This window comes from Microbacterium sp. SL75, assembly GCF_026625865.1.
Classification (GTDB): Bacteria; Actinomycetota; Actinomycetes; order Actinomycetales; family Microbacteriaceae; genus Microbacterium.
Window position 1 is genome coordinate 2,388,140 of sequence record NZ_CP113067.1, and the last position, 18,659, is coordinate 2,406,798.

The 18,659-nt window shown below is 69.8% G+C and carries 16 protein-coding genes; 12 read left to right on the forward strand and 4 right to left on the reverse strand.

Annotation, left to right across the window (positions count from 1 at the left end; translation table 11 throughout):
- Positions 1-2: 2 nt before the first annotated feature.
- The 7 genes from OVA17_RS11165 to OVA17_RS11195 all read left to right on the forward strand — a co-directional run bounded on the left by OVA17_RS11165 (position 3) and on the right by OVA17_RS11195 (position 6,776).
- The gene (locus tag OVA17_RS11165; protein WP_267786631.1) at positions 3-2,732 is read left to right on the forward strand and encodes an FtsK/SpoIIIE family DNA translocase; all 2,730 of its coding nucleotides are present in this window, start codon (positions 3-5) and stop codon (positions 2,730-2,732) included.
- Positions 2,732-3,319 (forward strand): CDP-diacylglycerol--glycerol-3-phosphate 3-phosphatidyltransferase, encoded by a 588-nt coding sequence (pgsA, locus tag OVA17_RS11170; protein ID WP_267786632.1) that lies wholly within the window; start codon positions 2,732-2,734, stop codon positions 3,317-3,319. The genes OVA17_RS11165 and pgsA overlap by 1 nt, the downstream gene beginning before the upstream one ends.
- The gene (locus OVA17_RS11175; RefSeq protein WP_210071877.1) at positions 3,316-3,843 is read left to right on the forward strand and encodes a CinA family protein; all 528 of its coding nucleotides are present in this window, start codon (positions 3,316-3,318) and stop codon (positions 3,841-3,843) included. Before pgsA ends, OVA17_RS11175 begins: the two co-directional genes overlap by 4 nt.
- Before the next feature lie 171 nt (positions 3,844-4,014).
- Complete coding sequence (locus OVA17_RS11180) at positions 4,015-4,323, forward strand: helix-turn-helix domain-containing protein (RefSeq protein ID WP_055835145.1); 309 nt, start codon at positions 4,015-4,017, stop codon at positions 4,321-4,323.
- A gap of 9 nt (positions 4,324-4,332) precedes the next feature.
- Positions 4,333-4,557 carry a DUF3046 domain-containing protein gene (locus OVA17_RS11185; RefSeq protein WP_210071876.1) on the forward strand — a complete coding sequence of 75 codons (225 nt, stop codon included), beginning with the start codon at positions 4,333-4,335 and terminating at the stop codon, positions 4,555-4,557.
- Between the two features lie 285 nt (positions 4,558-4,842).
- A complete protein-coding gene (gene recA / locus OVA17_RS11190) occupies positions 4,843-5,895 on the forward strand; it encodes a recombinase RecA (protein WP_210071875.1) in 1,053 nt (350 codons plus the stop codon).
- 143 nt (positions 5,896-6,038) lie between these two features.
- The gene (locus OVA17_RS11195) at positions 6,039-6,776 is read left to right on the forward strand and encodes a regulatory protein RecX (protein WP_267786633.1); all 738 of its coding nucleotides are present in this window, start codon (positions 6,039-6,041) and stop codon (positions 6,774-6,776) included.
- Positions 6,777-6,806: 30 nt separating this feature from the next.
- On the opposite strand, the gene OVA17_RS11200 is transcribed toward OVA17_RS11195, so the two are convergent.
- Positions 6,807-9,362: a helix-turn-helix transcriptional regulator gene (locus OVA17_RS11200; RefSeq protein WP_267786634.1), complete on the reverse strand. Its 2,556-nt coding sequence runs from the start codon at positions 9,360-9,362 to the stop codon at positions 6,807-6,809.
- Positions 9,363-9,559: 197 nt separating this feature from the next.
- Here OVA17_RS11200 and miaB point away from each other — a divergent pair, with 197 nt between their 5' ends.
- The 4 genes from miaB to dapF are packed head-to-tail and all read left to right on the forward strand — an operon-like array spanning position 9,560 to position 13,372.
- Positions 9,560-11,107, forward strand: a complete 1,548-nt coding sequence (gene miaB / locus OVA17_RS11205; RefSeq protein ID WP_267786635.1) for a tRNA (N6-isopentenyl adenosine(37)-C2)-methylthiotransferase MiaB — start codon at positions 9,560-9,562, stop codon at positions 11,105-11,107.
- On the forward strand, positions 11,104-12,033 hold the full coding sequence (gene miaA, locus OVA17_RS11210) for a tRNA (adenosine(37)-N6)-dimethylallyltransferase MiaA (RefSeq protein ID WP_267786636.1): 930 nt from the start codon (positions 11,104-11,106) through the stop codon (positions 12,031-12,033). The genes miaB and miaA overlap by 4 nt, the downstream gene beginning before the upstream one ends.
- On the forward strand, positions 12,030-12,479 hold the full coding sequence (locus OVA17_RS11215) for a GNAT family acetyltransferase (RefSeq protein WP_267786637.1): 450 nt from the start codon (positions 12,030-12,032) through the stop codon (positions 12,477-12,479). The genes miaA and OVA17_RS11215 overlap by 4 nt, the downstream gene beginning before the upstream one ends.
- A 38-nt stretch (positions 12,480-12,517) precedes the next feature.
- Positions 12,518-13,372, forward strand: coding sequence for a diaminopimelate epimerase (dapF, locus tag OVA17_RS11220; RefSeq protein ID WP_267786638.1), 855 nt, complete (start codon positions 12,518-12,520; stop codon positions 13,370-13,372).
- A 130-nt stretch (positions 13,373-13,502) separates the two neighbouring features.
- Here the strand turns inward: dapF and OVA17_RS11225 are convergent, their stop codons facing one another.
- Positions 13,503-14,147, reverse strand: a complete 645-nt coding sequence (locus OVA17_RS11225; protein WP_267786639.1) for a class I SAM-dependent methyltransferase — start codon at positions 14,145-14,147, stop codon at positions 13,503-13,505.
- Positions 14,148-14,233: 86 nt separating this feature from the next.
- Here OVA17_RS11225 and hflX point away from each other — a divergent pair, with 86 nt between their 5' ends.
- Positions 14,234-15,751 carry a GTPase HflX gene (hflX, locus tag OVA17_RS11230; RefSeq protein ID WP_210071868.1) on the forward strand — a complete coding sequence of 506 codons (1,518 nt, stop codon included), beginning with the start codon at positions 14,234-14,236 and terminating at the stop codon, positions 15,749-15,751.
- Positions 15,752-15,887: 136 nt separating this feature from the next.
- Here hflX and OVA17_RS11235 read toward each other — a convergent pair whose 3' ends face one another.
- The gene (locus tag OVA17_RS11235) at positions 15,888-17,774 is read right to left on the reverse strand and encodes a S9 family peptidase (protein WP_267786640.1); all 1,887 of its coding nucleotides are present in this window, start codon (positions 17,772-17,774) and stop codon (positions 15,888-15,890) included.
- A gap of 97 nt (positions 17,775-17,871) precedes the next feature.
- A complete protein-coding gene (gene lexA, locus OVA17_RS11240) occupies positions 17,872-18,561 on the reverse strand; it encodes a transcriptional repressor LexA (protein ID WP_210071866.1) in 690 nt (229 codons plus the stop codon).
- Positions 18,562-18,659 lie beyond the last annotated feature (98 nt).

The window sequence follows — 18,659 nt, forward strand, 5'->3', positions numbered from 1 at the left end:
GAATGCCTCGTACCTCGTCACCGTCCGGCGGCCGCGCTCCCGCCAAGGGGTCGTCGCGCGCGAAATCCACGCCGCCCGCGTCGAAGCGCGCAGCCCCGGCGCCCAAGCGCTACGTCGACGAGCCCGAAAAGCCTGCTGCGGCGGCCCGCGCGTGGATGGCGGTCGCGCACGGCGTGGGCGGCATGTTCCGCGCATTCGGCCCCGAGAACCTCGAGCGCGATCAGCGACGCGACGGCTTCCCGTTCTTCCTCGTCGTGCTCGCGGCTCTCGGCGCGGTGGTCGAGTGGTTCTTCATCGGGACGGATGCCGCTGCGCTGATCAGCGCGTACAGCTTCGGCGGACTGGTGGGCCGGGTCGCCTTCGTTCTGCCGGTTCTGCTGATTCTCCTGGCGGGCTGGTTGTTCCGCCACCCGGCCTCGGTGCACGACAACGGCCGCGTGGGAATCGGTTTTGCCCTGTTCGTCGTGACGGTTGCGGGGTTCTGTCACGTCGCGGGGGGTCGCCCCGCACCGAACATCGGTGGTCTGCCGGCGCTGAGTCCCGCCGGCGGGCTCGCGGGCTGGATCGTCGGAGAGCCGCTCGCGCTCGTCCTTCAGAACGTCGGGGCGTACATCGCTCTTTCCGTGCTCGCGGTGTTGAGCATCCTCATCCTCACCAAGACCCCGCCGAATCGCATCGGACGCCGCCTGGGCGACCTGTACGCATGGATGTTCGGGGCCGAGCGTGCCGAGCGCGACGAGACTGCCGCGACCCAGGTGTTGCCCGCGGGTGACTCCGACGAGGAATCGGGCGAGAAGTCGCTGCCGTGGTGGCGCCGAAACAAGACGGGTCGCGAAGAAGAGACCGACGGCTCCCTCGGGTCGAACGACCTGACCGAGCTGCTGTCGCCCGGAACGACGCAGGGCGGCTTCGAATCCGCCGTGGTCGAGCCCGAGCCGACGACCCGTCCCACGCCGCCGCCCCTGCCCCCGACGCCCGACGCCTTGACCGAGGTGTTCGACGCCACGGCTCTGGCGGGTGCCGCGGCGGGTCGTGGTCTGCACGACGATTCGCCCCTCGAACACGCACCGGACGACGATCTCCCCGGGATCTCGGGTCTCGGCGGAGACCACGCCGGTGCGCCCCCCGCGGCGAACTACCGCCTTCCCGCGGTCACCGCCCTCGCCGCCGGGACGCCGCCGAAGGCGCGCTCGGCGGCGAACGACGCCGTGGTCGCGGCGATCGAGAGCGTCATGGAGCAGTTCAAGGTCGACGCGCGCGTGACTGGGTTCTCGCGCGGCCCGACAGTGACCCAATACGAGATCGAGGTCGGTCCGGGGGTCAAGGTCGAGCGCATCACCGCGTTGACCAACAACATCGCCTACGCCGTCGCCTCCAACGAGGTGCGCATTCTCGCGCCCATCCCGGGCAAGAGCGCGATCGGTGTCGAAATCCCCAACGCCGACCGTGAGATCGTGACCCTCGGCGACATCCTCCGCTCGGATGCCGCGACCTCGTCCACGCACCCGATGACCATCGGCGTAGGAAAAGACGTCGGCGGCGGGTTCGTCGTCGCCAACCTCGCGAAGATGCCTCACCTTCTGGTGGCCGGTTCCACCGGTTCGGGTAAGTCGAGCTTCGTGAACTCCATGATCACGAGCCTGCTGATGCGCGCCAAACCCTCTGACGTGCGCATGGTGCTGATCGACCCGAAGCGCGTCGAGCTCACGTCGTACGCCGGCGTGCCGCACCTCATCACCCCCATCATCACGAACCCCAAGAAGGCGGCCGAGGCGCTGCAGTGGGTCGTTAAAGAGATGGACATGCGGTACGACGACCTCGCGTCGTTCGGCTTCCGCCACATCGACGACTTCAACCGCGCCGTGGTCGCGGGAGAGATCACGCTGCCGGCCGGCAGCGAGCGGGTGCTGAAGCCGTATCCCTACTTGCTGGTCGTCGTCGACGAGCTCGCCGATCTCATGATGGTCGCCCCGCGTGACGTGGAAGACTCGATCGTCCGCATCACCCAGCTCGCCCGCGCGAGCGGCATCCACCTCGTCCTCGCCACCCAACGTCCATCGGTCGACGTCGTGACGGGGCTGATCAAGGCGAACGTCCCCTCACGCCTGGCATTCGCGGTGACCAGCGTCACCGACTCCCGCGTCATCCTCGACCAGCCCGGTGCCGACCGCCTCATCGGGCAGGGAGACGGTCTCTTCCTGCCGATGGGAGCCTCCAAGGCTCTTCGCGTGCAGGGCGCGTGGGTGAGCGAGCAGGAGATCGAGAAGGTCGTCGCGCACGTCACTCAGCAGGCGCGGCCCGAGTACCGCTCCGACGTGCAGGCCGCCGCCGAGAAGAAAGAGATCGACGCCGATATCGGCGACGATCTCGAGCTGCTGCTCGCCGCCGCCGAGCTCGTGGTGTCGACTCAGTTCGGCTCGACCTCGATGCTGCAGCGCAAGCTCCGTGTCGGTTTCGCGAAGGCGGGTCGTCTCATGGACCTCCTGGAATCCCGCGAGATCGTCGGACCGTCCGAGGGGTCGAAGGCGCGCGACGTGATGGTGACCAACGAGCAACTCCCCGCGGTGCTCGCGCGCCTTCGAGGCGATGACGCTCCGGCGGCCCCCGCACCCGGCGCCGACGACCGGTACGGCTCCGATCCCATCGAGGCGCAGTTCGAGGGTCTGCCCGTTGTCAACGCCGATGACGACGAGGGCTCCGAGGACGCCTGGCAGCTGACGGGTCGCGACTGATGGCCGTGCACCCGCAGCTGCCCAACGCGATCACCATCGCGCGCATCGTCTGCGCGCCGGTCTTCCTCTGGCTCCTTCTCGTCGACGCGGGCGCCGACGGCGGCCTCCGCTGGGCAGCCGCCGTGCTGTTCATCGTGGCCATCGCCACCGACGGCGTCGACGGCTACATCGCCCGCAGGTACGACATCGTCAGCGACCTCGGAAAGCTCCTCGACCCCATCGCCGACAAGGCCCTGACGGGACTCGCCTTCGTGGGACTGTCGATCCTGGGTGAGCTTCCCTGGTGGGTCACCATCGTGGTGCTCGTGCGCGAGATCGGCATCACCGTCTACCGCTTCCTCGTCGTGAGCGATCACGTGTTGGCGGCGGCGTGGATGGGCAAACTCAAGACGGTCTTCCAAGCCATCGCTCTCTCGATCGCTCTGATCCCGTTCGCAACGGTGTCGAGTGCGGGTGCGTGGCAGGCCACCGTCTGGTGGGCGGGCGTCATCACGATGACGATCGCGGTCGTCCTTACGATCGCTTCCGGACTCGACTACGTCGTGACCGAGGTCCGGGCGGCGCGGAAGAAGCGAGCGGCACGGTGATCGACGGCGTTCCCGACGACCTCGACGAGACCCTCGTCCGGACACCTCGTGAAAGCGCTGCCGTCCTCTTGGAGCGCCTCGTCGAGCTGGGGTGGACGATCGGCGTGGCGGAGTCTTTGACCGGTGGACTCGTGGTGTCTTCGCTCGTCGACATCCCCGGCGCCTCGCGCACGGTGCGCGGGGGAGTGGTCGCGTACGCGACCGACCTGAAGCACGGTCTGCTCGGCGTCGATCAGACGCTGCTGGAGGCGCACGGGGCTGTGCACCCTCGCGTGGCGCGTCAGATGGCCCGCGGCGTGCGCGACGTCTTGGGTCGAGACGGCGTGCCCACCGACGTCGGGATCGCCACGACGGGCGTCGCGGGCCCCGAAGAGCAGGATGGGCAGCCGGTCGGCACGGTGCACATCGCCGTGTCGACGCCGTTGGGCACTCGGGTCGACTCCCTGGTCATCGCCGGCGACCGTGAGCGCATCCGCCGTGAGACGGCCCACCTGGCGATTCGGCGGGCGCTGGCGGCCTTGTGAAGACGTCGGCGTACCCGGTCGACGAAAACGGGAACAAATCATCGCATATCCCGGTTTCGTGTAGCGATTCCCATCCGGTGCACAGCGCACAGCATTAGGGTGACCACAGAAGGTGTTTCACAGCCGTCCACGGAGGGCGGCGACGGAATCAGCAGTGAGGAGGGCCCCAACATGATCCTGGTTCGTCAAGAGATCGGCGAAGTCCTGCGTGACCTCCGCCAGCAGAAGGGTCGTACCCTCCGCCAGGTCGCCAGCCGCGCGAGCGTCGCCCTCGGTTACCTCAGCGAGGTGGAGCGCGGTCAGAAGGAAGCGTCGAGCGAGATCCTCGCCTCGGTCGCGGAAGCCCTCGACGTTCCCATCTCGACCATCATGCGCGAAGTCGGCGACCGGCTCTCGGTGCTCGAGGGCTTGCAGACCTTCCCCGACGTGGTGCCCGACGAGCTCGTCGCCTCCGTCGAGCCCGAGCTCTCGCTCCGCTGAGCGACGCTCGTGCGTCGTAGCGAGTTCGATCGCGCCGTCCGTGACGAGTTCGGCGCGCGCGGGGGTTCGCTGTTGACCGATCTCGTGTTGTCGTCGGTGGGCGGGCGCACCAGCGTCGACGCTCTCGCGGCGGGCGTCGACCCGCGAGACGTCTGGCTTGCACTGTGCGAAGAGACGGACGTTCCCGCCACCCGTCGTTACGGAGTGGGTCGGCTGGAGCCGCGGCGCTCCTGAAGCGTCTTCGTGCGTCCGACGGTGTGCCGCCGAGGCTTTCGGCTGTCGACACCGTTCTTTCGGCGTGTCCTCGAATCTACGTTCGAAACCGGCGTAGGCTCCTTCACACCAGGGTTTGTTCCTCGTCTGTCCACGGCCGGGGGGTTCTCCGAAGCCAATGTCGGAGGCCCTCTCTAACGTGAGAGATGTCGAACGACACTCTGAACGCCTTGTCGGGTGAACCCACCGTCGGTGGGAGGCGCGACAGCCTATAGGCGACCGGAACGCGAGAAGAAAGAAGACGTCATGCCCTCACCTGCAGAGCGCGAAAAGGCCCTCGAGTCCGCGCTGGCTCAGATCGACCGTCAGTTCGGAAAGGGCTCGGTCATGCGACTGGGCAGCGACGATCGAGCGCCCATCGAGACCATCCCCACCGGCTCCGTCGCTCTCGACGTCGCTCTCGGTATCGGTGGGCTCCCTCGCGGCCGCATCATCGAGATCTACGGCCCGGAGTCCTCGGGAAAGACCACGCTGACGCTTCACGCGATCGCGAATGCGCAGCGTGCCGGCGGAATCGCCGCCTTCATCGATGCCGAGCACGCACTCGACCCCGAGTACGCGAAGAAGCTCGGTGTCGACATCGACGCCCTCCTCGTCTCCCAGCCCGATACGGGTGAGCAGGCGCTCGAGATCGCCGACATGCTGATCCGTTCCGGCGCGATCGACCTCGTCGTCATCGACTCGGTCGCCGCACTCGTTCCCGAGGCCGAGATCAAGGGTGAGATGGGTGACTCGCACGTCGGTCTCCAGGCCCGCCTCATGTCGCAGGCCCTACGTAAGCTCACCGGTGGACTGAACACCACGAAGACCACCGCGATCTTCATCAATCAGCTGCGCGAGAAGATCGGTGTCTTCTTCGGTTCGCCGGAAACCACGGCCGGTGGAAAGGCGCTCAAGTTCTACGCGTCGGTGCGACTGGACATCCGTCGCATCGAGACGCTGAAGGACGGCACCGAGGCGGTGGGCAACCGTACGCGCGTCAAGGTCGTGAAGAACAAGATGGCCCCGCCTTTCAAGCAGGCGGAATTCGACATTCTCTACGGCGTCGGTATCTCGCGTGAGGGAAGCCTCATCGACTTCGGCGTCGAGCACGCCATCGTCAAGAAGTCGGGCGCCTGGTACACCTACGAGGGTGAGCAGCTCGGTCAGGGGAAAGAGAACGCGCGCAACTTCCTCATCAAGAACCCCGACATCGCGGAAGAGATCGAGACGAAGATCAAGACCAAGATGGGCATCGGAGGCGCTCCCGCCGTTGCTGCGCCGGCAGACGACGAGCTGGCCGCACGGCGCCCGGCCTGATGACCGACGACACGCGGGGTTCCGGTCGTCGCCCGTCCGAGGAAGTGGGCGACGACCGGAGTCTCGGTGACAGCCGTGAACGGGGAAGCAAGAAGGACTGGGGCGGACTCGACGAGTCTCCGACGCGCCGTGAGCTTCGGGCCGTGGACGATACCGATCTTGCTCCGGTCATCCCTCTCTTCGGGGCGGGTGTCCGGCCGGGCGGCGACCACCCCTCGCGCCGAGACGAGGCCATCGCGGACGACTCGACCGGAATGCCCGGTGTGAAAGGGGCGGTCGCCCCTATCGCGGGGCGTCCCCGATTCTCCGTCGTCGGTGACGACACCGGTGACGACGAGTCTTTCCCGGAGCGGGTAGAGATCCGTGAGCGGGCGGAAGCGGTTCTCCTGCGCAAGCTTCGCTCGCGATCCTTGTCGCTGTCGGAGGCCCGGACCGTCGTGCGCGGCGTCGAGGGTGCCGATGACTCGACCGCGGACGAACTCGTCGACCACTTCGTCGACCTCGGCTACCTCGACGACGTCGCATTCGCGGAGCAACTGGCGATGTCGGCGGTCGAGCGCAAAGGCGAGGGGCGACGCGCCGTCGCCGAGACCCTACGCAAGCGTGGCATTCCCAGGGAAGTCGCCGAGGCGGTCCTGGCTTCCCTCCCCGACGACGACGCCGAACGCGCACTCGATTTCGCGCGGTCGAAGGTGCGAGGAGTCGAGGGCAAGGACTACGACGCGGCTCTCCGACGCCTCGCCGGTCAGCTGTCGCGACGCGGGTACCCGTCGTCGGTCGCTCTCACGGCCGCGCGATCAGCCCTCGATGAGGCGGGGATCGGGCGGACCCGGTCGTTCTCGCGTCCCGCTTCGGGTGTGAGGTTCACGCCCGACCGCTGACGTCGAGCCTTCCGTGGTCGACGCCGCCTGTCAGCTACCGGCGCCGGACGCCGCTGCCACGAAACGGCCGAGCTCCCGCCGCGAGGGTGCTCCCACCTTCATCCGCGCTTGGTAGACGTGCGACTCGACCGTCCGGATCGACAGGAACAGGCGCTGAGCGATATCGCGATTGCTCAGACCCTCGTCGGCCAGGAGCGCGATCTCGCGCTCGCGCGCCGTGAGGTCGTCGATCGCCTCGGCCGGTGTGTCTCGTGAAGTGCTGCGCGCAGCGACGACGGCGGTGCGCGCCGCGGGTGTGTCGGGGGCGGACCACAGATCGTGGAGTCGAAGCTCGTCGACCGGAGATCGCGCTTCCACGCTGGTGCGCGCCGTCGCTCGGCGCACGGCCGCGGAGGCGAGGGGGAGGTCGGTGGTGGCGGCGAGCTGCACGAGCTCGTCGATCTCGCCCTCCTCGGCCTCTCCGAGGGTCACCAGCCGGAACAGGTCTCGAATGCGAAGCGCGGCGGTGGAGCGCCCGCACGAGAGGTCGGCCGCGGCCCGGGCGGTTCGCCGCGCTCCGTTGATCCGTCCCTCCGCCGTGAGAATGGTCGTCTCCACATACAGTCGGCTGCGCACCAGCAGCGGCACGGGTTGCGTTCGCAGGCTGTTCAGGATCGCCCGAGCCTGCCTCGTGCGGCCCGCCATGGCGAGCTCGTCAGCCACGCCGAGCTCGATCATGGCCGCGTGCAAGGGGGGCACCATCGTCGACTCCCGTGAAAGCGCAGAGGCGAGTTCCCGTTGCGATGCCTCGGGACGGCCGACGCACGCGAATGCGATCGCGCAGGCGGCGCCAGCGACCGAGAGGTCCGCCGATTCCCCCTCTCGGACGGCGATGCTCGTCTCGTCCTCGAGTCGCTTGCGCATTGCCGTGCCGTCGGCGCCGGCGATCTGATGGCAGGCGAGCATGGTGAGCAGAGCCATCAGGCGGTCGCGCACCCCTATGCCCTCTGGGCATCGACGGGCGTCGAGGACACGCTCGATCGATCGGAAATGCTTCTGGGCTCGACGCCAATCTCCCCGGAACGTCAGTGCGGATCCCGCGGCGACGAGGGCGCGTAGTCGAGCCGCCGGGGACGCGGAGGTCTCCGCGAGCGCGTTCTCGGTCGCGGTCACCGCCCGGGCCCAGTCCATGTCGGCGGCTGCGTGAACGGCGTCTTGCAGCAGAACGTCGATGCGCTCATCGGCGAGCGTCGACGCCGCGACGCGGTGGCCGGTCGTGCCGCGGGGAGGACGTGTCGCGCGGGACCGCGCGACACGTCGCCGTGTGTCGGTACTCGCCATCTCGGCGGCCCCCGGCATCGGGTCCGGCCGATCGGCGGCGAGATGCGCCTCCCGTCGGAGTTCGGGATCCTCCATCGCTCGAAGGCCCCGAGCGGCGTACGCCGCCGCGCGTGCGGTGTCACCTCGGTCGTTGGCCTCTCGAGCAGCGTCGAGCGCGACACGGGCGCGCAGTGCGGGGGAGCAGTCTGCCTCGCCTGACGAGGAGCTCCCATGCCGGTGCCAGCGCTCCGCGACCGAGATGGCGACAGCCGGACTCCACCACTCAGCCGATTCCCTCAGCATGCGATGTCCCGCCGACTCCACCACCTCGTCGACCCGAGCCGCACCGAGCTGCCTCTGCGCCTGCTGGGCGATGAGATCGTTCGCAGTGAGGCGGCGATCGGCGGAAGCGTCGGCGTGCAGGAGACCCCTCGCGACGAGAGCCTGAATCCTCTCGGCATCGAGCAGTCGCGCGGCGACCGCGAGCTCGAGGTGAGGCAGTCGCCGCACCGCGGCGAGGCACGCGAGATCCTCCGGTAAGAAGTCGGCGACGTGTTCGGACACGGCGATGGCGAGCCGACTGCGTGGATCCACTGTCTGCAGCTCTCTCAGCGGGTCACGTCCGGCTCGGGCGGCATCGATCGCCTCGACGATGAGGTGTCGAAGAAGGGTCCGGGACCGATCGGCCCGCCAGACGATCCCGGCACGGGTGGAGCTGTCGAGAACGTCGGCTCCCGGGAAGAGGTCGATCATGTCGAGGGCGTCGTCGTTGCCGAGGTCGGCGAGGTCGATCCGGTGCGCGAATCCATCGAGCCAGAGGTCGAGAACGGTTCGGCGGACGACGCCCACGTCGTCGGGGAGACCGGTCGATCCAGCACGCGCCGTCCGCAGCCCGATCACTGCGATCACGCGGTTGGCGGCGATGCCCCGAGCGAGAGCTCGCGCCGACGCCGCATCGAGCAAGTCGACGTCGTCGACGACCACCACTCCCTCGACGACAGTGGTGGCGCTGCGGTCCGCGAGGCTGCGGAGCCCAGCGTGTCCGGAAGCGTCGATCGCTCCGAAGTCGACGCGGGTGAGCGCAGGGGAGGTGCGCAGATCGACAGCCAGGGCGTCGTCCCGTTCCAGCTCAGCGGCGACGGCGCGCAGAAGGTAGCTGCGTCCGCTCCCACGCGGTCCCGCCAGGATCAGCGACGTTCCGCTCCGCGCTCGCTGCGCCAGCGCCGCGGCATCCCGGTCCGTTCCGACCAGCCCCCTCGACCACCTCGTCGAACGGTCTTCCCCCATGATTTCTCCCCCCGGAGACCGCCCGCAGACCTCGCGGACGTTGACGTGTCCCCAACGTACCGAGGAGGAGCGCGCGGCATCATTCCGATTGCGCATCCTTTGACCCGATAAGCGCCGATCGGTGCGTCCGCCGCGGGAGGACGAGTGCGGACGATCAGACGTCCGTCGCAGGGGCGGCGTTTAGACTTGCTCGCATCATGACCACCCCTGTCTCGACCCCGACGCTGATCGCGCCGTCCATCGCCGCTCACGGCGTCGACGGTCCGCGCACCTACGAAGTCCGTACGTTCGGCTGCCAGATGAACGTGCACGATTCGGAGCGGCTCTCGGGCTCGCTCGAGAGCGCCGGGTATGTCCGAGCGGATGCCGGCACGGAAGCCGACGTCGTGGTGATCAACACCTGCGCGGTGCGCGACAACGCCGCCGGCAAGCTCTACGGAACGCTGGGCCACCTCAAATCACGCAAGGACGCGCACGCCGGGATGCAGATCGCCGTCGGCGGCTGCCTCGCCCAGATGGACAAGGACGCGGTTCAGCAGAAGGCCCCCTGGGTCGACGTGGTGTTCGGTACGCACAACATGGGCTCGCTCCCCGGCATGCTCGAACGCGCCCGTCACAACGGCGAAGCCGAGCTCGAGATCCTGGAGTCGCTCGAGATCTTCCCGTCGACGCTGCCGACGAAGCGCGATTCCGTTCACAGCGGGTGGGTGTCGATCTCGGTGGGCTGCAACAACACCTGCACGTTCTGCATCGTGCCGAGCCTGCGCGGCAAAGAGAAGGACCGCCGCCCCGGCGACATCCTGAACGAGATCCGCCTGCTCGTGGACGATGGCGCCATCGAGGTCACCCTGCTGGGGCAGAACGTCAACTCCTACGGCGTGGAGTTCGGCGACCGTCTGGCGTTCGGCAAGCTCCTGCGGGCGGCGGGCGAGATCGAGGGCCTCGAGCGCATCCGCTTCACGAGTCCTCACCCGGCTGCCTTCACCGACGACGTGATCGCGGCGATGGCAGAGACCCCCGCGGTCATGCCGCAGCTGCACATGCCGTTGCAGTCGGGCTCGGACCGCATCCTCAAGGCGATGCGCCGGTCGTACCGCAGCGAGAAGTTCCTCGGCATTCTGGACCGTGTACGTGAGCGCATCCCGAACGCGGCCATCACGACCGACATCATCGTCGGCTTCCCCGGTGAGACCGAGGAGGACTTCCAAGAGACGCTTCGAGTCGTCGAGGCCGCGCGCTTCTCGAGCGCCTTCACGTTCCAGTACTCCATCCGCGAGGGCACTCCCGCGGCCACCATGGCCGATCAGGTGCCGAAGGCGGTCGTGCAGGAGCGTTATGAGCGTCTGCTCGCGCTGCAGGACCGCATCGCCGCCGAAGAGAACCAGAAGCAGCTCGGCCGCACGCTCGAGGTGCTCGTCTCTGCCGGCGAGGGCAAGAAGGACGCCTCGACCCACCGTCTCACCGGCCGAGCCGAAGACAACCGCCTGGTGCACTTCGAGCTGCCGGAGGGCTCGCCGCTCCCGCGCCCTGGCGACGTGGTGTCCGTCACGGTGACGCACGCGGCGCCCTTCCATCTGCTCGCCGATGCGCCCGACGGAGCACCGCTGCGCATTCGCCGGACGCGCGCGGGCGACGCGTGGGATCGGTCGCAGGCCGAGTCCTGCGGCATCCCGGCGCCGGCGGGCGAGAGCGGTACCCCGCGCGCGGTGTCGCTGGGCCTTCCCACCCTCCGCGTCGGCGTGTGACCGCGCCGGTCCTGTGGGCCGTCGTCGGTGCGACGGGCACGGGCAAGACCGGGCTCTCGCTCGATCTCGCCGAGGCTCTGGCAGCCGGCGGTCGGCCGGTCGAGATCGTCAACGCCGACGCGATGCAGCTGTATCGCGGCATGGACATCGGCACCGCCAAACTCCCCGAGTCCGAGCGTCGTGGCATCCCGCATCATCTTTTCGACGCCCTTGCGGTCACCGACGAGGCCGCGGTGGCTTGGTATCAGGATGCCGCGCGCACCGCGATCCGCGAGATCCACCGGCGGGGAGCTGACGCGATCCTCGTCGGCGGCTCGGGACTGTACGTCTCGAGCGTGCTGTGGGACTTCCGCTTCCCGCCGCGCGACGAGAAGCTGCGCGCCGAACTCGAGGACGAGCTCGAGCGACACGGTGCGGGTGTGCTGTTCGCTCGTCTCCGTGAGGCCGACCCCGCGGCCGCCGAGCGCATCGATCCGCGCAACGGCCGCCGGGTCGTCCGCGCCCTCGAGGTGCTGGCGCAGGGCAGCGAGACGCACGGCGGTGCCCTTCCCGAGGCGCCGGAGTTCTGGCATCCGGACACCCGGATCGTGGCCACAGCCCTCGACCGCGAGGAGCTCGTTCCGCTGCTCGACGCGCGCGTCGAGCGCATGTGGGCGGACGGGCTCGTCGACGAGGTCGCGCAGCTGCGCGCGCAGGGCCTCGAGCGCGGCGCGACCGCGGGGCGGGCTATCGGCTATGCGCAGGCCCTCGCGCAGTTGCGGGGCGAGCTGACCCGCGACGAGGCCGTCGCCGAGACCCAGGCGCTCACGCGGCGTTACGCGCGTCGGCAGGTGTCGTGGTTCCGGCGGTACGACACGGCCCGGTGGGTCGATGCGCGGGCGGTGGATGCCGGCCACCTGGCATCCCGACCGGGGGAGGAACCGTGACGATCGACATCCGTGCGTTCGCGCCGACGGACGAGGACGTGGTCGTGGCGCTCTGGGAAGAGGCGGGTCTCACGCGGCCCTGGAACGATCCGCGCGCCGATATCCGCCGCAAGCTCGCTGTCCAGCCCGAGCTCTTCCTCGTGGCCGTCGACGACGGCCGGGTCGTCGGCAGTGTGATGGCCGGCTACGACGGCCACCGTGGCTGGCTGTACTACCTCGCGGCCGCGGCCTCACACCGCGGGCGGGGGATCGGCCGCATCCTCGTCGCCGAGGCGGAGCGGCTGCTCGAGTCGATGGGCTGCCCCAAGGTGCAGCTCATGGTGCGTCCTGACAACGCCGGCGCACGCGGCTTCTACGACGCGCTCGGCTACGAGCCCTTCGACACGTGGGCGACCGGCAAGCGGCTCGTCGTCGACGGGCCGGGCGGGCCGTCGCCCTCGGCCTGAGCGACGAACGGACGGCGCCCCCTCCCTAGACTGGGCGCATGGCGACTCTCGCGTTCACCAAGGGCCACGGCACCGGCAACGACTTCGTGGTGGTGGCCGACCCCGATGGCGAACTCGACCTCTCGGACGCGCAGATCGCCGTGCTCTGCGATCGTCACTTCGGTATCGGGGCCGACGGCCTGTTGCGCGTGGTGCGGTGCGCCGCGATCGACGAGGGGGCGGATGCCGCTGCCGCGGGTGTCGAGTGGTTCATGGACTACCGCAACGCCGACGGATCGAAGGCGGAGATGTGCGGCAACGGAACCCGCGTGTTCGCGCGCTACCTGAGCGACACCGGTCTCGCCTCGCTCGACGGGGGCCTGCGCATCGGCACACGCGCGGGAGTGAAGACCTTGACACGCAGCGACCGCGGCTACGAGGTCGACCTGGGCGTCTACGCGATCGAGGGCGATGAGACCCTCGTGCGCGCCAAGGGTCTGCCGGTCGCGCGACCGGGGGTGGGTATCGACGTGGGCAATCCGCACGTCGTGGTCGCCCTTTCGTCGGACGCCGAACTCGAGGGTCTCGATCTCGCCTATCAGCCGGTGCTCGACCCGGCGCCCCGTCACGGCGCGAACGTCGAGTTCGTCGTCCCCGCCGACCCGCTCGTGCGCGACGGGGTCGGGGCGATCCGCTTGCGCGTGTTCGAGCGCGGTGTGGGCGAGACGCTGAGCTGCGGTACGGGCGTGGCCGCGGCGGCTCTGGCCGTGCGCCACTGGGCCGGGGCGGCCGCACCCGACTCCTGGGTGGTCGATACCCCGGGCGGCACGCTGGGTGTGCGCGTGGCCGAGGGTCGCGTCTACCTGTCGGGTCCCGCGTCGCTGGTCTTCACGGGCGAGGTTGCGCTGGCCTGAGGCGCGCCGCCCTGTCCTGGGCATGCGCGATCGGCGCGAGGGGATACGACCGAGCCTCGTGCGGTCGGGTGGTCTCGCGTGAGAGGCGCGATCTTGGCATCCGGTCTCGGTGAGACGGATCGCCGCGCCGTCAGGAGACGACGTCGATGAGCTCGCTCGGCGGCGAGCCGTGCTTGCGGACGCGCAGCACACGGAAGCCCCGGCCGGTGGCGGCGCGCTGTACGCCATAGCCGTCGGGGAAGGTCGCCGCCATCCAGCGCTGCAGCGAATCGGAGCCCAGGTTGCGCTGCACGACGAACCAGCCGTCGCTGCGCTCCGAGAGGCGCGGGATCCAGTGCCGCAGCATGCCGTGCAGCTCGGACTTGCCGACGCGGATCGGCGGGTTGGATCGGATGGTGCGGAACGAGACGTCGTCGGGAACATCCTCGGGCCGAACGGCGTTGATGTTGTCGAGGCCGAGCGAATCGGCGTTGCGTCTCACGAGATCGAGAGCACGCTCGTTGACGTCGACCGCCCAGACGGTCGCGTGCGGTGAGGCGAGCGCCAGAGACAGCGAGATCGGACCCCACCCGCACCCCAGGTCGAGGAAGTGCCCGCCGGCGGGAGGGGGCGGGGTGTTCGCGAGCAGCACCGATGTGCCGGCATCCACATGGTCGGGACTGAAGACGCCGCCGGCCGTGACCACCTCGAGCTCTCGACCGGCCAGCGTCACGCGGAGGTGGCGGAGCTGCTCGGGACTCGACGGCGACGCGCTGAAGTAGTGCTCGCTCCCCATCACGCCAGGATATCCGACCGTCCACCGCACCGCGGGGACGGATAAAGTGCCAGAACACGCGGGAACACCGCGAACGGAAGGAACCCATGACCGAACAGACCACACCCCCGAGCACCGACGCGTCTCCGGTGGATCCGGTGGACCGCGTGCTCTCGCGCGCCGAAGCGCACCGCGGGGTCCGGGTCTTCGGCGCCGCTCAAGCGCTCCAGGACGTCACCACGGCCTACGGCGGCGACTCCGACGGCGATCAGTGGGACCGCGAGGAACGTGCGGCGCTGCGCCGCGTCGCAGGTCTGTCCACAGAGCTCGAAGATGTCACCGAGGTCGAGTACCGGCAGCTGCGCCTCGAGAACGTCGTGCTCGTCGGCGTGCACCCTCAGGGCGAGCAGGCGGATGCCGAGAACTCCCTGCGCGAGCTGTCGGCTCTGGCAGAGACGGCCGGTGCCGTGGTGCTCGACGGCGTGCTGCAGCGCAGGCCGCATCCGGACCCGGCGACCTATGTCGGACGCGGCAAGGCGGCGGAGCTGCGCGACATCGTCGCCGCCGTCGGTGCCGACACCGTGATCGCCGACACGGAGCTCGCCCCGAGCCAGCGGCGCGCCCTCGAAGACGTCGTCAAGGTCAAAGTGATCGACCGCACGACGGTGATCCTCGACATCTTCAGTCAGCACGCCAAGAGCCGCGAGGGTAAGGCTCAGGTCGAGCTCGCGCAGCTCGAGTACCTGCTCCCGCGTCTGCGCGGGTGGGGAGACTCGATGTCGCGTCAGGCCGGTGGACAGGTCGGCGCCGGCGGTGCCGGTATGGGCTCACGCGGACCCGGTGAGACGAAGATCGAGCTCGACCGCCGCCGCATCCGCACGAAGATGGCGCTGCTGCGCAAGCAGCTGCGCGACTTCGCTCCCGCTCGCGAGGCCAAGCGCGCCGAGCGAAAGCGGCACACCATCCCGTCGGTGGCCATCGCCGGGTACACGAACGCCGGTAAGTCGAGCCTGCTGAACCGCCTCACGAGCGCCGGTGTCCTGGTCGAGAACGCCCTGTTCGCGACGCTGGATGCCACGGTCCGCCGCTCCGAGACGAGCGACGGCCGCGTGTACACGCTGACCGACACGGTCGGTTTCGTGCGGAACCTCCCGCACCAGCTCGTCGAGGCGTTCCGGTCCACGCTCGAGGAGGTCGGCGACGCCGACGTCATCTTGCACGTCGTCGATGCCTCGCACCCCGACCCGGCCGCACAGCTCATGACGGTGCGCGACGTGATGGGCGACGTCGATGCGAACTTCGGTCAGGAGATCGTCGTCTTCAACAAGGCCGACCTCGTCGGCGAAGACGACCGCCTCGTGCTGCGGGGGCTCGCGCCGAACGCGAAGTTCGTCTCCTCGCGGACGGGTGAGGGCATCGACGAGCTCCGCGCCGCGATCGAGGACGCCCTTCCGCTGCCGGCGGTCGAGGTGCAGGCGGTCGTTCCCTACGACCGTGGCGACCTCGTCTCAGCCGTCCACGAGAGCGGACTCATCGTGGCGCAGGAGCACCGCGAGAGCGGAACGTTCCTGCACGCGCACGTGGGCGCTCGTCTCGCGGCGGAGCTTGCGGCATTCGGAGCCTGACCCGAGGCGGCGTCACGGGCCCCTGCGCGTAGGCGCGGGGGCCCGTCGCCTCTCCCCGGGGGGAGCGGTGGGTCCTCTCGGACGCGGGGCCGCTCCGCGTGCAGCGACGTCTGCGTCCGTTGCGTCCCGCGCGGACTCAGTCGAGCTCGAGCGCCGGAGTGCCCGGTGTCTCGAAGCCGAACACCGCGCCGAGGAAGCCGAGTTCGCGCTCGAGCGAGTCGATCACCGTCTCGGACCGTCGGAACCCGTGTCCCTCGCCCTGGTAGAGGACGTAGGCGTGCGGCACGCCGTGTGCGGTCAGAGCATCGCGGATGGCCTCGGCCTGCGACGGCGGGACCACCCGGTCTTCCGAGCCCTGCAGGATGAGCAGGGGTACACGGAAGAGCTCCGGGCGCCCCAGGGGTGAGCGCTCGAGGTACACCGCCTCGGCCTCGGGCAGGGGCCCGATGAGGCCATCGAGGTAGCGGGCCTCGAAGTCGTGCGTGTCCTCCGCCAGGGCCCGGGCGTCTCCGACGCCGTAGCGCGAGATGCCGGCCGAGAACACGTCGGTGCGGGTCACGGCAGCCAGCACCGTCCAGCCGCCCGCCGAGCCACCCGCGATGGCGAGGCGATCAGGGTCGGCGAGCCCCGCCTCGGCGAGGGCGGATGCGGCGGCCGCCACGTCGTCGACGTCGACCACGCCCCACTGGCCCCTCAGCCGGTCTCGGTACGCGCGGCCGTACCCGGTCGAGCCGCCGTAGTTGACGTCCAGGACGCCGATACCGCGACTGGTGAAGAACGCCGTCTTCGCCGAGGGGGCGGGGCCCACGTGCGAGGTGGGTCCGCCGTGGACGAGGACGACGTAGGGCGGGCGTTCGCCCGCGACCGGCGCGACGCCGGGGTTGGTGGGGGCGTAGGCGAAGGCGTGCACCGGGCCATGGGGTCCGTCGGTGGACAGGGCGCGGGCTGCCGGCATCCATTCGTCTCCCCACGAGCCGGAACCGCCGGTCACGAGTTCCACCGCGCCGGAGTCGAGGTCGACGAGCCAGAGCCCCGAGCGTCCGCGAGCGTCGGACCCCGAGACGAGGACGCGCGAGCCTCGGACGTCGTCGATCGCGGCCCCCGCGACGACGGGCACGTCGATCGGGCGCACGCCGCTGGGGGCGATCTCGACGATCTCGTCTGCCCCGTTCGTGCGGACCGCGACGACGCGTCCGTCGGCGGCTGCGCCGAACCAGCGGGTGCCGAGCACCCACAGGCCTCCGCCGGTGTCGGCATCGGCCGGGGCGAGGGGCTGGGCCTCGCCGTCGAGAGGACGGCGGAAGAGGTTCCAGCGACCCTCGGGGTCGTCGGCGTAGAGCAGCTCGTCGTCCGCGATCCAGACGGGCTGCAGCGGTGCGCGTCGTTCCCCGCCGGCCACGTCGAGGATGACCCCCGTTTCGAGGTCGGCGACACGGAGGGTCGTGGCGTCCCACGGCATGTCGGGGTGGTTCCACGCGATCCAGGCCAGACGACGGCCGTCGGGGGAGAGGGCGGGCTGCGCGAGGAAGTCGCTGCCCTCGGCGAGCACCTCCGTCGCCCCGTCGAGCGGGATGCGCACGATCTCGCGGCGCGGCACGCGGGACGCGCCGTGTGTCTCGCGGATGGCGAGGAGCACCCCGTGCTCCCAGCGGAGGCCGCCGTGGCGTACGGCGTCGTCGGCGGGAGTGAGGGGTCGCGCGGTCCCGCCCGGGCGAAGCGCCCACACGCGTTGGTCGGTCTTCTCGACGTAGTACAGCTCGCCATCGTCGGACGCGGTCCACGCGCCGCCGCCGTACTCGTGGACGGCGGAGCGGGCGTTGGCGGGTGCGGGGAGAACCGTCTCTACGGAGCCGTCGGCCCGTCGACGCTTCACCGCGACACGACCGGCTTCGTGGGGGAGGGACTCGCCCCACCAGATCTCGTCGCCCACGAGCCGAGCCCCGTCGACGCGCGGTGATGCCTGCGCGACGGACTCGGGCGTGATCGGGGAGGGCCAGGAACCGTAGGGAAGGGTGTCAGCCATGACCCCAGCCTAGGCAGGGCCTAGGACATCCACCCGCGTGGAACGGAAGAGGCCGGATGCCACCTCTCGGTGCGCATCCGGCCTCGAGTCGTCGGGCTCAGACGGTACGCAGCACCGCGACGACACGACCGAGGACGACGGCCTCGTCGCCGAGGATCGGCTCGAACGCGCTGTTGCGGGGGAGCAGCCACGTGTGGCCGTCGCGCCGACGGAAGGTCTTGACCGTCGCCTCGCCGTCGAGCATGGCGGCGACGATCTCGCCGTTCTCGGCCGTGGCCTGCGACCGGATGACGACCCAGTCGCCGTCGCAGATGGCCGCGTCGATCATCGACTCGCCCGAGACCTTGAGCATGAACAGTTCCCCCTTGCCGACGAGCTGGCGCGGGAGGGGGAAGATCTCCTCGACCTGCTGGTCGGCCGTGATGGGCACGCCGGCTGCGATACGACCGACGAGGGGCACCAGGGCGGCGTCGCCGAGGGCGGGAGCGGCGTCGGCGGGGTTCTCCGCGGCGGCGCCGGGGAGGTCGATGAGCACCTCCATCGCGCGCGTCTTGCCGGGGTCTCGGCGAAGGTAGCCGCTGAGCTCCAGCTGGTTGAGCTGGTGGGTGACGCTTGAGAGCGACTTGAGCCCGACCGCGTCGCCGATCTCGCGCATGCTCGGCGGATACCCGTGCCGCGCGATGGATCGCTGGATCACTTCGAGGATCGCCAGCTGCTTGTCGCTGAGATTCTTGCGCCGCCGGGTCTGCGGCCGTTCGCGGCCGGCGGCGGTCGTCGCGTCGGTCATCTGTGCTCCCCTCGCGCCGCGCAAACCACGGCGGAAATTCGAATGTCGGAGGTTGGTGATGAGGTCTCCGTGTCGAAACCGTATCCGGTCGACGACCC

Excerpts from the sequence above, each read along its gene's own strand:
- miaB (WP_267786635.1), top strand. The coding sequence starts at position 9,560 with ATGACCACCCCTGTCTCGACCCCGACGCTGATCGCGCCGTCCATCGCC.
- recA (WP_210071875.1), top strand. The coding sequence starts at position 4,843 with ATGCCCTCACCTGCAGAGCGCGAAAAGGCCCTCGAGTCCGCGCTGGCT.
- lexA (WP_210071866.1), bottom strand. The coding sequence starts at position 18,561 with ATGACCGACGCGACGACCGCCGCCGGCCGCGAACGGCCGCAGACCCGG.
- OVA17_RS11180 (WP_055835145.1), top strand. The coding sequence starts at position 4,015 with ATGATCCTGGTTCGTCAAGAGATCGGCGAAGTCCTGCGTGACCTCCGC.
- hflX (WP_210071868.1), top strand. The coding sequence starts at position 14,234 with ATGACCGAACAGACCACACCCCCGAGCACCGACGCGTCTCCGGTGGAT.
- OVA17_RS11200 (WP_267786634.1), bottom strand. The coding sequence starts at position 9,362 with ATGGGGGAAGACCGTTCGACGAGGTGGTCGAGGGGGCTGGTCGGAACG.
- OVA17_RS11235 (WP_267786640.1), bottom strand. The coding sequence starts at position 17,774 with ATGGCTGACACCCTTCCCTACGGTTCCTGGCCCTCCCCGATCACGCCC.
- OVA17_RS11225 (WP_267786639.1), bottom strand. The coding sequence starts at position 14,147 with ATGGGGAGCGAGCACTACTTCAGCGCGTCGCCGTCGAGTCCCGAGCAG.
- pgsA (WP_267786632.1), top strand. The coding sequence starts at position 2,732 with ATGGCCGTGCACCCGCAGCTGCCCAACGCGATCACCATCGCGCGCATC.
- OVA17_RS11165 (WP_267786631.1), top strand. The coding sequence starts at position 3 with ATGCCTCGTACCTCGTCACCGTCCGGCGGCCGCGCTCCCGCCAAGGGG.
- dapF (WP_267786638.1), top strand. The coding sequence starts at position 12,518 with ATGGCGACTCTCGCGTTCACCAAGGGCCACGGCACCGGCAACGACTTC.